Genomic DNA, 14,798 nt, shown 5'->3' on the forward strand with positions numbered 1-14,798 from the left:
CAAAAATATTGATAGCACACCTGCACCTTAGCCTTAAGCATATCTTGAACTTATATTAGCCGTCACTCTAACCTCTAACCTCTAACCTCTAACCTCTAACCTCTACGCCCTGGCCTTAACGGCATAAGGCTCACTAAGCCGCCGTTTCCTTTGGTTCATCCGGAGCATTGCAAGTGTACTGACAGCTTTCGGCCACACCTTTTTTATGTGAACTACAAGCTAGAAAGCTCTTGCCCGTACGACTGTTGGTACGCTTAACTAATTTACCCGAAATACACTCTGGACAGACTTGGATCTTATGGCCGCATTTTGCAGAGCTGCAGAAGTGCTTAGTTTCGTTACTAAGCATAGGGGCGCTATTACAGACTCGGCATGCCTCAAGCTTAGTATCGCAATAGTCTTGCCCTAAGGAGCAAGTGTAAAACAAGCCATAACGACCCTCTCTTGGGATGAGTTTGCCCTCGTTACACTCAGGGCAACAAAGTTGCTCGTGATATAGGGGAGCAAGATCGCTAAGGTAAACACGTATATCGGCTGTAAAGCCCCTTAGCTCTTTAACAAATACAGACTCTTTACCTAATTCAGCCTGAACAAATACCGTTTGTTTGGCTCGTGACAATGCGACGTAAAATAAGCGTCGCTCCTCGGTATCGGCGTAACTATCAAGCTTTGGTAACAAGACTTCTAAGATAGGATCGCTATCGATTTTGCATGGGAAACCATACTTGTCGTCATTCACATCGAGCACGATAACAAAGTCGGCTTGCTTACCTTTAGAAGCATGGGCAGAAAAACCTGAGATCTCAAACTGCGGATAACTCTTTTGCCAACGACTCAGCTCTTTTAGCGACGCGTTAAAGCGGCCGATTAACATCACCGTCGCGCGCTTAGGTTTCTTTATATGGCTTGTGACCTCATAGATACTGTCAAAAGCCTGCGCGACTGCAGCCTCTTTATTATTAATAAGCAAGCAAACTTGTGGATTCTCGCTGTGGCTATGGGTCGTAAGGCGCTTCTTTAACTGGGCAGGGTTTGCCTGAATAAATTGTGAAGCCACCTTCTCGATTCTGTCGTTAAATCTGAAGGTCTTGTCAAGCATAACAGTTGCTGTCGCGCCGAAGGTTTCACTAAACTGAGTGGTTAAACCGAGATCGCTACCGGTAAAACGATAAATCGCCTGCCAGTCATCTCCCACACAAAACAGGGCACATCCTGGGCTTGAGTCCCGCAGCTCTGTCACTAACTTGGCGCGCTCTGGCGAAATATCCTGAAACTCATCAACCATGATGTATTTATATCGAAAGCGCTCAGCGGTTTTCTGATGAAAATCCTTGGCTTGGGTTATCTTCAGCGCTTCGGCGATCATGTCAGAAAAATCTAAAGTATTAAGTAATTTAAGTTGCTTGTCATAACGGTCATATACCCACCTAAAGAGGTGTAAGAACGCCTTCCATCTGAGTTGGTTATAAGTCGCAATCTTCTTGTTTGAACCTGCAGTCATGGTTAACGACTCAAGCATGGCTAAGGTATAGCTTGAAGACTTAAACAGCCCCAAAAAGCTCGACATCAAGCGACTCACATTACGATACACGCCTAAGTGTTTAACCTGAGCAAATACCTCTTGCGGAGAGATAGGCTTAAAAAGCTGACTCTGTTCAAGGCCTAGCTCGCCGCAGCGTCCACACAATAGCGCCTCTAGAGCCTGCTCTAATCCGCCCTTTTCGGCCTGCCAGCTAAAGGTTTGCAACAGGCAGGTGTTATGACGCTTATGTAGCGAAATCTTCCACTCACGGCTTTGTTGGTACGCTGCTTTATCGATATCTGGACGTGTATTGCCCTGTTTATCCAGCCCAAAATGCTCTAGATAGGCATCGAGTACAGGAATATAGAAATCAGGTTGATAGACGCTCTTTCCTGGCTCTGTGATCTCAAGGCTCTCTTGAGAGCGATATTTAGGCTCATACTCGAACTCGATACCGTGGGTATAAAGGTAATTACAGATGGTTAGCTCTTGAAAGCTCTTAACTAGATCGCCCGATAACGCACGGATCTCGTTATTTTTCAGATAGGCGCGATACTGGCCTTGGCTGTTAAAATCCAACTCGTTCACTTGAGGGTACAGATAACGGCCAAAATAATCGGCAACGGGATCGGCCATCTGTGGATCGGCAACAATGTCGTCAATCTGTAGATCGACAAATTGCGTCAGACGCTTATCATCACTCGCCAGTACAGACACTTGGGTCGAGCGATTTAAGTAGTATTGGATGATCTCCTTACCTAAGGCATGAAAGGTACTGACTTTAACCCCAGCTAATGTCCCATCTCCGTGCGTAGAAACTCCAGCTATGGTACTTATTCGTTGCTCAAGTTCGACTCTGGCATCTCTGCCGTAGGCTAGCATCAAGATCTCTTCCGGCCGCGCCAAACCTTGATTAACCAAGTATGCGGCCTTTGCCGCCATGGTGCTGGTTTTACCTGTGCCCGCCCCCGCAATCACTAAGGTGTTGTTCTCATCTATAACACAGGCTTGACGCTGTAATGGCGTTAATGGGTTTGCCTCTATAGAGTCAAACAGTTGCTGATGCGCATCTAGCTGCTTTTCCTGCCACCACTGGTTATATTTTGTGGTAAACGCCTCGGGCTGCTTAATGAACTTTGCGAGTCTGCAGTTAAACTGACTGGTGTCAAAACCTAACTGGCTAAAATGCTCGACACGGTTAAATACCGCCAATGAATCTTGAAACTCATGCTGTAACTGGTTTGTATCTGAATCACGTAAATATCGCTTATGTAGACCAAAGCGATTGTCAAAACGCATTATATCTGCCAGTAGATCATCATAGCTGACTTGTAGCGCCGCTTTGCTGTGTAGCACATGGTTACTCAGAGCGTACTTAAACAGAGGTTTACTGTCGATAAAGCGGAAAAAGCTAAAACGCTTATCTCCCCAAACTAATGTTTGGGTAAACCAGCCTTCACGCACTTCAACGGTTTGATTGAACAGCGGGTAAGGATGAAGCTTACCGTTTATGGTTAACCCCTGCTCGCAAAGCTTGGCACCATTACAGAATATGATCCCTTGCACAAAACCGAACTCAACAGAATGTCGCCTAAGCTCCATTTACAACCTCTGATTGATAAAATACCGCGGCATAATATCAAGTAATTTCAGCTGCAAATAGCAGTAATCTTGTTATGTGCTTAAATTTTACCAGCACTTTATACACTAGGCCCATGTGTAAATTGTTGATAAAAACATCGGTGTAAATCGCAAGGTCATTTTTAGCTTTTTTTAAATATAAAATCTGCATGACAAGCGTGATTGACCACACAAAAACGAAGCGAAACCCACTAATTAAGCGCAGCATCACATACCCAAGTTTCTTATACATGCTAGCCTCTATATACATTCATAGCACGCAAAAAACTAAACAAATGCTATGCAATATCATCTAGATAACAGATCCATTGATGGAATGATAAAAGGGTTCACCATAATGAAAAAAGTACTAATTGCTGGTCTTGTAAGCTGTTTATTCGCAGGTACTGCTAGTGCAGAAAGTGCAAAAAACCTAGACAAAGATACTGCGCTTGGCATGGCAAGTCTCATGATTTGTACAACCTTCTATGCCGAACAAGATATGCACCTTGAAGGCAACATTGTCGGCCAATCGATGATGGCTCACAAAAACTCTGGTATTGAAGAGATGGTTATGTCAAAAGAAACCAGCGAAGCATTAGATGATTATATGAGTATCTTCAATGCAGCCAATAAAGAGCAGCAAGTTAAGCTTTGTGATGATGCAATCAAATTTGCTCGCGAAAGTGATTTTGTCGAGGCTGAATAGGCCAGCAGCTTTATGCTTAAACACTTTGATAGCCCCGTAAGGGGTTATCTTGTTTTTATGCTTTATCCCAAACCACCTTTTTCAAGCTTTATTTCCCTAAACCAAGCTTAATAGCACCGCCCTCTTTAATGCGCATTGAGCCCGAAGCCACTGTTAGCGTTGACTAAATACAGCTGTAGCCCATAATCACAAGTAAAATGCACTGCAATGCCTTATCTTGCTTATATTTTGGAGCTTTTTTAATGAGTAGCCTTAAACTCAAACCGCACCACTTAGTCTTACTATTCGCCTTAGCGATAGCTTTCTATGCCTGTTATTTACTCATCTCCCCTTATTTAGGCTCGATAGTACTGGGGTTTATCGTCTCTATATTATTTCTCCCGCTCCATACTCGAATTCAACAGCGCATGCCTAACAGCCCTAATATGGCCTCAGTATTTTCGTGTACATTAGTGACGGTGATGGTGTTGATCCCATTACTGTTTGTGGCGATGGCGATTATGAATGAAGGCATCAACTTTATGACTAATGCCTACGGTTGGCTTACTGACGGCGGAGCAAAAAGCTTTCTTGCTCACCCTTATATTCAAAGTGGCGTCGCCTTACTCAATAAGTGGCTGCCATTTGACACAATTAAGATAGATGAGCTGGTACAACAAGCAGCAGGAAAAGTAACCCAGCTGAGTAGCAGCTTATTAACTGCCAGTACGGGCATTGCAGGTGATGTAGCTGATACCGTTTTAGATTTTGGACTGATGCTATTTGTGTTGTTTTTCTTTTTGCGTGATCAACAGAAAATCATCGATAACACTCGCCATATCATTCCATTATCTCGCTCGCAGCAAGGGCTTATCTTCAATGAAATCGGCGTTGTTGCCAAGTCTGCTGTGTTAGGTGCATTTCTTACTGCATTAGCCCAGGGTGCACTTGGCGGAATAGCCATGTCGTTAGCCGGATTTTCGGGGTTGTTTTGGGGCAGTATGATGGCGTTTGCGTCTTTTATCCCCTTTGTTGGCACCGCAATGATCTGGCTACCAGCCTCGATTTATTTGTTCATCACCGGTGACTGGCAATGGGCGCTATTTTTGATTGTGTGGGGTGTGGTGGTTATTGGCTCGATTGATAACTTTCTTAGACCTTGGCTTATGCAAGGCAATACCGGCATGAGCACGCTACTGCTGTTTTTCTCGCTACTGGGTGGTTTACAGTTGTTTGGCCTAATCGGCTTGATCTATGGGCCGATCATATTTGCCGTTACCTTGGTGTTAGCTCGGCTATATGAAATTGAGTTTAAAGACTTTATTGAGCAACAAGATAAAGAGTAATTACCGAGTTAACTCCTACGCTTCCGCTATCAAAACAGGCCGCTTAACGTTAAGCGGCCTGTTTTATGACCATTCAAGTTTTCACTTCTAAACTTTCATTTAGAAAATTCAATTTAAAATTTTCATTTAACACCTCTATTTCGAACAAAATCGAAATAACAATTGACACAGCAGCCAGCTACAACTACATTTCCAGATACATGGAATTGTCAAAAAGTAAAAGGTGCTAAATCATGTACACCAGTCAAACAACCCAAGCGGCAACCGATGCTATCGAGTGGGCGTTAACTCATGGTATGGCACTAAAAACCACACCTTACTCGGCAACCCATACCGCCTTCAGCTTTACGCCGACACCTATTAGCAAGGCGAGGTATCAACAGCTGGTGGACTCAGTCGGTTTGCTTGGCAAGCTGGTTCATTTTGTATCTGAAGATCACCGATTCTTAAACCAAGCGATCGCCCCTATCACCAAAGGCGATCCCTTCTTTAAGGCCCTGCTGGAGATGCATCAAGCTATTCATCAAGCAAGCAATCAAACGAGCGTTCAAGTGAGCAATCAAGCGCCCCAACAATCAATTGATCAAGGCGTGTCGTCAGAAAGTCGTGGTGGTGACGCCAAACGCTTACCGCTACTCATTATGCGCAGTGACTTTATGGACGATGCGGCCTTAGGACCAAAGCTTATCGAGTTCAACGGCATTGCCGCAGGTATGGGGCCATTCGGACAACGAGTCCATGAACTACATAAATACCTGCAGCTTCAAGCCGCCGATACGTTTAACTTGTGGTCAGCCAGCCCAAACAGCAAGCTGGTAGACAATCACGCATTAGAGGGATTGGCTCAAGGCATAGCTAATGCCACATTTAAAATTAAGCGCGAGTTTACAAAAAACGACGCTTCGACAGGTTTTAAAAACAGTCCTCCCGTGTTCCTAATGGTAGTGCAAGCCAATGAGGATAATGTTTACGATCAACACCTGTTAGAGCATGTACTGCAAGCAAAAGGCATTAAAACGGTAAGACGCACTTTTCGCGAACTGCACGACAAACTCACAACCGGTAAAGATGATAGATTACTGCTCGAGGGTGTCGGCCCCATCGATACCGTGTATCTGCGCGCTGGTTATCAATATTGTGATTATCACGCCAATGACATCATCAGCCGTGTATGCTGCGAAGCACTGATGCAAACCCGTATTTTTATTGAAAAACACCGAGTGGCGGTTAACGCTACCGTTAGCCAGCAACTGGCCACCAGCAAGCGGGTGCAGATGTTACTGTCTTCTATGGCACCTGACGCCCTCACCCGTTTTGGTTTAACTTTAGATGAGGCCAAAACCGTTAAAGGCTTACTTGGCGAGATGCGCGCAGTCACTCAAGACAGCGCTACATTGATTGCCCACAGTAATACTGACGAATGGGTGCTAAAAAACCAAGGTGAAGGTGGCGGCCACTGCATATTTGGCGAAGACATTCTGCCAAAGCTTGCCGAGCTTAAACCAAGCGAATATCAGGCCTGGTCACTGATGCGAAGACTACATCCAACCGCGAGAGCTACGGCCGCGTTAACCGTACGCAAAGGTGAGCTCCACAGAGTCGACGATTTAATTAGCGAAATCGGCATGTTCACCGTACATATCGACGGCGGGGCAGCGATAAACATAATAGATGATAGCGAGCAGGATACGAACAAACAGCTTAACGCCAAGCAAGCTTACGCCGGTTACTTGATAAGAAGTAAATCAGCGCGCACCACAGAAGGCGGCGTTCACAGCGGTCAGGGCGTATTGGATTCGTTAGCTTTTAGTGATTAGATTTTAGTGGCTAGCTTTTAGTGACTAGCTTTTAGTGACTAGATTCTACTAACTAGATTTTAGTAATTGAGGCTAATCGTTAGAACTGCAGATTAAGTTTGTAGCCGAAATTGACTACATTATATTGCGAGGAAGATCTTTAAATTAGCCGTACCAGCTAATTAAGCCACTCAAACAAACTTGAGTGGCTTACTAGATTAGCTCATTAATCAATATGTTCGCATCGGCCAAACTCAGCGCCGGACTTAACCTTATTAATTAAGCCTTTAGGGAAACCTGTTTTTACCGATTGCCCATTTTCGCACACATAGACCTGATCCATGTTGACATGGTAAGACATGTGCACGCCAGCAATTCCGCCTACCATTTCAGAGCCTGAACCACTGATTGACAATGGGTTGTTCATATAAGCATTTTCAGCTTCCATGACTCCCTGCTTGCCAAAAAATTCGGTTAAAGGCATCCAGCCAATGGTGTCGATGTAGATTGCACCCACAAATCCAGCCCAAAAATCGCCCGCTCGTGCAATGATGACACTGCCATCATCAGTCATATCAAACGGAGAGGCAGGAACTGCACCAAATGTGCTTTGTACCCATTCAGGACTTTCGAGTTCACACAAGTCTTGGCCCCACCATAAGAATGGAATGTCTTCACACCAAGTTAGGCCACCGATATCGGTAAATGCCGCATCACCTTTTTTAGTATGATCCCAAAGTAAGGTATTGCCTTGCTCGGTCGCTAGGGCAACCATTTTACCATCGTAAGAAGAAGCATGAGATTCAGTCGCGCCAACCTCATCATAAAGATTGATCATTCGACCTTCATTAACCCAGGCTACCGCTTCCCAACCGTCAGCAGAACCCAGCACTACGTCACCATTACCAGAGATAGAATGTGCTCGTACCCAGCTATATTTATCCCAGTTAACATCTCGGGTGTCTAATTCATGCATACCGGCTTTTGGGGTCCAAATAAATGGCACCAGCTCACCTTCGCCATACTCAGTGCAATAACCGTTGTTATTAACATCTTTGTAGGCCAATCCTACAACGGTATTACCCGCATCATCGATATCCCAAGCAGAAGCCGCTTGCGTGCCCTCCATACCAGAGCCACCACAGGTGTTACCGGTAAAATCTCCTAAAGACATCGCCCCATTGGCACTAGTCCAAATCGCTGGAGCGCTAATACCATTACCGTCTAAGTCAGAATTAACCAACAACTTCTTACCATTACGGTTCATCTTGCCACTGCTTGCCGAGATGTAATCAGGTAGGATGTTAAAGCCTTTATTTTCATCCCATGTAAACCCAATACCGTTAATCACTCCCATGGAAGAGCGTCCATTTTTTGCAAGATCCGTTAGATACGCATTAACTATGGGCCTAAACTCGATACCATCATGGTAACCATTAAAGGTTAAGTCGGCTTGCTTAGCCTTACCAGCTTCAGCAAGGATAGGAGTGAAGTCACAGGCATTATCGACTGCGGGGTTGCTCCCTTCTGCCTCATTCCAATACTCAGCAACTGACACTAAAGGTGTTTGGCGAGTTGGATAGCCTCCTTGGAAGATCTCTTCGGTATATAAAACATAATTTTGCCCAGGAGTTAGACCATTGATCTTAAATGATCCATCAGGTCCCACCTTACCCTGAGTTAAATTACCAGATTGAGCAGATACGGCATCAAACAGTGGATCATTAACATTGCGCGCAATGATATTGATACCGCTGTATTCTGTTTGACCATCTTTTAAGCGTAATGTCCCTTCAATGGAGCCAAACTGACTCTTATATTCGGCAGTTGGGTATAGGTTTGAAATCGAAACGCGGTCATCGAGTACATTGACTGTGCTTTGACTCACGCCACCCGCGCCATCATGACGGATATAAGGAAACATAGTTTCGATAATATCAGGATCGGCAGGGTTGCCTCCCCAATCAGCGGGATATTCAAAATCATGAATAGATTCAACATCACAACCCGCAACGCCTGGATATAACGGCGCACCGGGCCAGCTTAAGTAAGCCAACTGTCCGTTCGTCTGGGAGTGCGACAAGTTAAGGGCGTGACCAAACTCATGGGTAAAGACACCCGCAACTTGATTACCTTCTGTATCTTGCACATAAACATTCCAACCATTGAGCACGGCTGTCGCTTCTGTAATATTACCGTTTTCGTCCGCCCACTCAGGAAAGGCGATTCCGAGTACCGCAGATTTAGGCACACCAAAAAAGTCTTCTAAAATACTGCCGTCGGTGTCATATAAGACATAGAAACCATAGCCGTTTTCAACGGTATAAATTTGCGCTGCATTTGCCCCGGTCACATCTGCAATGCCCACCTGCTCTTCGATGGTGCCAGCAATATTAGCCTCAAACGTCGACGTTTCAACACTGTTCCACTGATCGAAGGCAAATTGAGTGATCTCATTTGCACGTTCAATCGACAAGAAAACACTGCCATCGTAATCAAAAGTAAAAGCTTCGCCGCCATCAACATAGACAGGAATAGAACCGGCTGACGTGTCCCATTTATAGGGCTGAGGATTTGCGCCATCAGTAGTAATCAATGGGCCTGCAGCCATGACACTGCCAGAGCTTAAAAACATGGCGATTGCCAGTGTAGATTTAGATAATTTCATTATTTCATCTTCCCATTGTCAATCCATTGCTGTGAAACGGCGCGCCCAACAACACTCATAAAGAAAGTTGCACTGATAGCCTTAGGGTTGGTCATCATATTTTGCTCTTCATGAGTCAATAAGCCGGCAGCAAACTCCACATCTTTAAAGATGCCGTAGTTATTAAATTCGTTAAGCACATTGCCATTGACTAGGTTGAACTTTCCATGGGCCATGCCCGCAGTGGTGCGCAAACCCGTTTGCTTAGCTGACTTGTGCATAAAGGCGACAACTGACTCCCCTTCAATCCAGCGCGGAAAGCCTTCTGGTGCCATGGCAAGCATCTGTCTACCGTCTGGCATTACGCGAGGCTTTAATAAGCCAAATTGACGAAATGTATAAGTTGAGTTCTTAGCGTGCTGACCTTTTGCCGCACTACCGATCTTGATGCTAACTTCGGTATAGGGGATCCCCTTATCTGTTAAACCGTCGGTTACCTTCTCAACTTGCCCAGAGATAATGCTTTCAGAGGTATTAATTAATTGTGTAAGATTTTGAGATTTTAATTTTGCCGCTTGCGCCATGGGTGCTAACAGGATTAAAGCTGTTAGCAGCGCTGTAACACTGGCAATACTTTGCTTGAGTTTCATACACCTTCCTTATTTATTATTGATGAGTAGAAATTCGTTTAATGTGAGTAGAACGCCTACTGGTTAATAACCGTACCTGAAAATTATTGAGCGAAATATCGGGGAAACCCTGATTTTTTCCAAATACAAACTAAGTTAACGATAAGTTAAATTTGCTTATTATTTGCTACGCGGATACCTTCTAATATTAATCAAGCCCCTGCTTAGTGTCTGTGTAACAGATAACGAGAGAGTTTATTTGTATATTATTCTGAACAGAATTCGGTCGAGTTTTACATATATCCTGACTGTCACGTCAATTGTTGCCATCTGCCTGATTCCCAAGCTGGGCCACGCTTTTTCAAGTTTGGAGACTAGCCGTATAGGCCTTAGTAGCGGCTTGGAAGAAGACATTATTTTAGCCCTGCTGATCGATCATCAAGACTTTATGTGGGTAGGGACTAAAAATGGACTGTTTGTCTATGATGGCTACCAAGTACAGAAACATATTCCACAACCCAGCGCCCCCAATAGCCTTAGTGCGTTAGATATTCGCAATATCTATCAAAGCAGTGATCACACTATCTGGGTTTCAACAAATAGCGGTGGGTTGAATAAATATGTGCCACAAAGCAATACGTTCGTCCATTATCGTCATCAATCAGAACAACAAAATAGCATCAGTAATGACAGTGTATATGATGTGGTAGAAGGACCTGATGGGCACCTATGGATTGCGACTCAGATAGGCTTAAACAGATTAAACCGCAGCACAGGCGAGATAACGCGCTTCTATCATGAAGCCAGTGATCCCACTTCATTACCCAATGATTATGTATACCGGCTCTTCTTAGATAGTAAGCAGCGGTTGTGGCTTGGCACCATTGGCGCGGGGCTCGCTTATTGGGACAGTGCAGAACAAGCGTTTATTCGAGTCCCGCTGCCAGCAGGCGGACATGACGATATATTTGCCATCACTGAAGATACGAGTCAAAACCTATGGATCGGGAGTCGTAATGGCTTACTAAAGATGGGTCCACAGCGCGATAATGTCGAGCAGATCTATTTAACGCCCTCTTCTGCACAGCAGCCACTTATCATCAAGCTTCACTTGACCCAAAAAAACACCCTCGCGATTGGCACCAGTGGCTACGGCCTTATGATATTAGATCTCACTAACAACCAGCTAGTTAGCGAGTATAAAAAGCCGCAAGCCGCTAAAGGAACCGCCACTAGCATAGTTGAAAACTCGCAAGGCACGCTTTTTGTCGGCACTTGGGGCGCAGGAATTCAGCGAATCGAGCCGAAAGTTCCCTACGTTTCATTGATCACTAAACCCGATAATAAAGCACTCCCAGCCATCAGAAACATTAGCGCGCTTTACACTGACCAGACTAATAACAAAACCTGGGTCGGCACATCAGGCACAGGCTTGCATTGGTTAGATCAAGACTCGGGGCAGATTTTAAAGGTGCAGTCCCCACTTGCACAACATTTAGTCGAAGGTGTACACAGCATCACCCAGCTAAGCAATGGACAGCTCTATGTGGGGACATCTCAAGGCTTGTGGCAATTATCGGCACAAGGTGAAACCTTAGCTTTCTTTAGGCACGAGCCGACTAATCCAAATTCTATCGGCAAAGGTTATGTCAGGGTCATAGAGCCTGCATTAGATGGAAACTTATGGATTGGTGTTGGTGGCACCGGGCTACACCACTTCAATCCCAGCACAGGAAAGTTTACCGCCTATCGGCACCAGAGTAACAATAAAGAATCTATCAGCGGCAATTACATCACCTCCCTCCTCGTCAATGGTGATGAGATCTGGGTAGGAACTCGCTCAAGTGGCCTAAATCGATGCCAGACACGCAATTGGCGTTGCCAGCGGTTTAAACCAAACTCTGAACTTGAACAACCACTGAGCCATTTCTATATCACAGATCTCGCCATCGACAGCAAACAGCAGATTTGGGTCGGAACCGACGGCGGTGGCTTAAGTAAAGTTGTATTTGATAGCGACAATAAGGTTGAAGCATTCCAAGCCGTGAGCAAGCACCTTGGATTTGTGGGGCAAAGCATCATCTCAATTACACCTGAGTCCGATGGCAATTTATGGCTAACAACAAAGAAAGGTATTTCGTTTTTTAACCCATCTCGACAGACGGCCTTTAATTTAGGCGATGATCAACTTTTTCATGTCGGTAGTTTTTCACAAAATGCCCGCTCACAGAGTAGCGAGTACAGTTACTTTGGTGCCATCAATGGGGTTATTCGTATTGAGCGCAACCGAGTGATAACTCCAGAGCTCCCCGCCCCGATCAAGTTTACCAAAATTGAACATGAGTCTTTGCCCATACCACTAATGAATATTGGTATCGCGAGCGATCTTGAGCTAGCTCTACCTTGGGGCGAAGTCCTCACTTTAGAGTTTTCATTATTAGATTTTTCCGAGAAGAGTCATGACTATGAATATCGTTTGACGCCATCAAGCCCATGGCAGAGTTTAAACAACCGAAAACACATGACATTTTTTAATCTAGACCCAGGTTTTCACCCGCTTGAAGTCAGAGGAAAAGGGAATAATGGCCAATGGAGTGAGCCCGCCAAACTCAATGTTCAGATAGTGCCACCTTGGTGGATGAAAACTTGGGTCAGAATCGCATTTATCTTCGTCATCATACTGATGTTTATCGCATTTCATAAAATGCGGATTGCCCGTTGGAAGAAACACTCGGCGCGACTACAGGCGCTGCAAGAGCAGAAGCAGATTGCACTCGATGACGTTAAAAGTCGTGAACAGCAACTGAGTACAGCCTATCAAGGACTTAGAAGTCTAGCGACTCAAATACAAAATGCTAAGGAAGAAGAGCGAAAATCCATTTCAAGAGAGTTACATGATCAGTTTGGACAAACGTTAACGGCCACAAAAATCAATCTTCAGCTCTATAAAAAGTTTAACTATCAAGAACAAGAGCGCATAGATTCAGCCATATCAATTACCCATACTATGATCCAACAGATGCGGGCCATCTCTTTCAATTTGCGCCCCGCTCTCTTGGATGATGAAGGCCTAGTCGCAGGGGTTAAGCTTCAACTCGAAAAGATGTCAGCCTTAATTGCTAACCCAATCGAGTTCAGCGTTAGCAGTGATTTTCCCATCGTTAATCAAGGGATCACCATTAATGTATTTCGGATCATCCAAGAGTCGGTCAATAACGCCATTCGACATGCTGATGCCAAGCAAATTTGTGTCAGCCTCATCTATCATAGCGAACAATTACTCATCGAAATAAAAGACGACGGTAAAGGATTTGATGTCGAAAAAGCTAAGCAAAATACCTTTAGTGGCATCCATCTAGGACTACTCGGTATGGAAGAGCGTGTGCATTCGTTATCTGGAAAATTGATGCTTCACTCAAGTGTCACAAATGGTTCAATAATTAAGGTGGTGATCCCTAATGTCTGAAAAAATTACAATTATACTCGTCGATGACCATATATTAGTCCGAGCAGGGATCCGAAGTTTATTAGAGTCCATCGCCAATGTTGAAGTCATTCAAGAGTCAGGAGATGGAATTGAAGCCTTGTCGTTACTGCGAGCCCACGAACCGACACTGTTGATATTAGACATCTCCTTACCCGGCTTGAACGGACTCGAAGTCGCCCGTAGCGTCACAAAGATGAAGACCAAGACAAAAATCTTAATGCTGTCGATGCACAGCGACATTGAATACGTTGCAAAAGCACTCACCATAGGCAGCCACGGTTACCTCATGAAAGAGTCTGCCGTCGACGAACTCGAAACCGCTATTTCTACACTGATGAGTGACAAACAATATATAGGGAAAAACATCGATCTGCAGATGGTCGATAAACTCAAAGGCGATAGCAATCAAGACAGCGATTTAATAGAACTGCTGACTAGCCGTCAGAGGCAGATCTTGCAGCTGATTGCCGAAGGTTATTCAACAAGGGAGATAGCCCTACGCATGAATGTAAGTATTAAAACGGTTGAGACCCATCGCGCCCATATTATGTCCCGCCTCAATATATTTGATATTGCCGGTCTCGTGCGGTTTGCCATTCGTTCTAAACTGATTTGCCTCAATGAAGAGCCACACTAAATGGTGTGGCCCTGACGCTTAAGTTCGAAATCAATACTCGACGCATCATGGCTTGCGACAAAGCCATTAATAGTGGCAGTAACAGAATACTGCGACAGAAGACAGCAACAGATACGGCAATCACTTAGCAGCCAACAACATTATTACCCCTTGTAACAGTTAATCACTCCACATATTGCCAATACATTCAAATAAACCTAGATCATTTTCACTCTTCTATTGCTCAGGAAAGTATCAGGGGAGTGCTCAGGCAAATATCAGGGGAGTGCTCAGGCAAATATCAGGGATTCCCCGATAGTTTAGCCCGCTAAAGTTAGCTAATTTGATCCAATGGCAGTCGCTTTATTTCAAATGCCCAGTTTTTTGAAGCTTATCAGCAATATTCAAATAGACATATTTAATAAGAATCATAAATAAATGGAGTGT

At 44.6% G+C, this 14,798-nt stretch carries 8 protein-coding genes; 5 read left to right on the forward strand and 3 right to left on the reverse strand.

What is annotated here, in order from left to right:
• Positions 1–133: 133 nt before the first annotated feature.
• Entirely contained in the window at positions 134–3,124 is a 2,991-nt protein-coding gene (locus tag SPEA_RS12075) for a UvrD-helicase domain-containing protein (protein ID WP_012155528.1), read from the reverse strand.
• Between the two features lie 376 nt (positions 3,125–3,500).
• On the opposite strand from SPEA_RS12075, the gene SPEA_RS12085 reads away from it, so the two are divergent.
• The 3 genes from SPEA_RS12085 to SPEA_RS12095 all read left to right on the forward strand — a co-directional run bounded on the left by SPEA_RS12085 (position 3,501) and on the right by SPEA_RS12095 (position 6,993).
• The gene (locus tag SPEA_RS12085) at positions 3,501–3,851 is read left to right on the forward strand and encodes a hypothetical protein (protein ID WP_012155529.1); all 351 of its coding nucleotides are present in this window, start codon (positions 3,501–3,503) and stop codon (positions 3,849–3,851) included.
• Positions 3,852–4,093: 242 nt separating this feature from the next.
• The gene (locus SPEA_RS12090; RefSeq protein WP_012155530.1) at positions 4,094–5,176 is read left to right on the forward strand and encodes an AI-2E family transporter; all 1,083 of its coding nucleotides are present in this window, start codon (positions 4,094–4,096) and stop codon (positions 5,174–5,176) included.
• Positions 5,177–5,409: 233 nt separating this feature from the next.
• Complete coding sequence (locus SPEA_RS12095; protein WP_012155531.1) at positions 5,410–6,993, forward strand: glutathione synthase; 1,584 nt, start codon at positions 5,410–5,412, stop codon at positions 6,991–6,993.
• Positions 6,994–7,198: 205 nt separating this feature from the next.
• Here SPEA_RS12095 and SPEA_RS12100 read toward each other — a convergent pair whose 3' ends face one another.
• Together SPEA_RS12100 and SPEA_RS12105 are read right to left on the reverse strand one after the other, a co-directional pair.
• Positions 7,199–9,640, reverse strand: a complete 2,442-nt coding sequence (locus SPEA_RS12100) for a zinc metalloprotease (protein ID WP_012155532.1) — start codon at positions 9,638–9,640, stop codon at positions 7,199–7,201.
• Complete coding sequence (locus SPEA_RS12105; protein ID WP_012155533.1) at positions 9,640–10,269, reverse strand: hypothetical protein; 630 nt, start codon at positions 10,267–10,269, stop codon at positions 9,640–9,642. Before SPEA_RS12105 ends, SPEA_RS12100 begins: the two co-directional genes overlap by 1 nt.
• Positions 10,270–10,648: 379 nt before the next feature.
• Here SPEA_RS12105 and SPEA_RS12110 point away from each other — a divergent pair, with 379 nt between their 5' ends.
• Together SPEA_RS12110 and SPEA_RS12115 are read left to right on the forward strand one after the other, a co-directional pair.
• Positions 10,649–13,714, forward strand: coding sequence for a ligand-binding sensor domain-containing protein (locus SPEA_RS12110; protein ID WP_223296499.1), 3,066 nt, complete (start codon positions 10,649–10,651; stop codon positions 13,712–13,714).
• Positions 13,707–14,372, forward strand: coding sequence for a response regulator (locus SPEA_RS12115; RefSeq protein WP_012155535.1), 666 nt, complete (start codon positions 13,707–13,709; stop codon positions 14,370–14,372). The genes SPEA_RS12110 and SPEA_RS12115 overlap by 8 nt, the downstream gene beginning before the upstream one ends.
• Positions 14,373–14,798 lie beyond the last annotated feature (426 nt).

It is taken from the genome of Shewanella pealeana ATCC 700345 (assembly GCF_000018285.1).
GTDB lineage: Bacteria > Pseudomonadota > Gammaproteobacteria > Enterobacterales > Shewanellaceae > Shewanella > Shewanella pealeana.